The organism is Bartonella sp. MR168JLCBS (genome assembly GCF_042194175.1).
Window position 1 is genome coordinate 1 of sequence record NZ_JBHIMP010000211.1, and the last position, 588, is coordinate 588.

Annotated in this window: 1 protein-coding gene; it reads left to right on the plus strand. The window is 42.0% G+C overall.

Going from position 1 to position 588, the window contains the following annotated elements:
- Positions 1–588 (plus strand): penicillin-binding transpeptidase domain-containing protein (locus ACFIK8_RS10395; RefSeq protein ID WP_375669381.1); only part of this gene is annotated, 588 nt, incomplete at both ends.

The window sequence follows — 588 nt, forward strand, 5'->3', positions numbered from 1 at the left end:
TGAAAATTGTAATGCTCAGTCATGGGATAATCAAAGTGAACCCACATTGATTGATGAGCGAGATCAAGTTCTTGATCCTATGACAGCTTATCAAATTACATCAATGATGGAGGGGGTCGTTCAGCGCGGTACAGCGGCACGTTTACGTTTCCTCAATCGGCATATTGCCGCAAAAACAGGAACAACTAATGACTCTAAAGATGCGTGGTTTATGGGATTTACCCCCGATCTTGTTGTTGGTATTTTTATCGGTTACGATAAACCAGCACCGTTAGGATACAATGGAACAGGAAGTTCGCTGGCAGCACCTATTTTTGGTGAATTTATGGCAGCGGCTCTAAAAGAGAAGCCAGATATGCCATTTAAGATGCCAGAAGGTATGATTTTAATGCCGATTAATCGTAAAACAGGTATGCTTGCTGAAGCAGGAGATCGTGATGTCATTCTAGAAGCATTTAAACCAGGAACTGGACCTGCTAATATATACCAGGTAATTGGTAGCACGAATTCTTTTCAGGAAGGTATTCCTTCAGGAACGACTTCTCCACAGGTTAATAAGGCTCTTGAAAGTGGTACAGGTGGATTGTA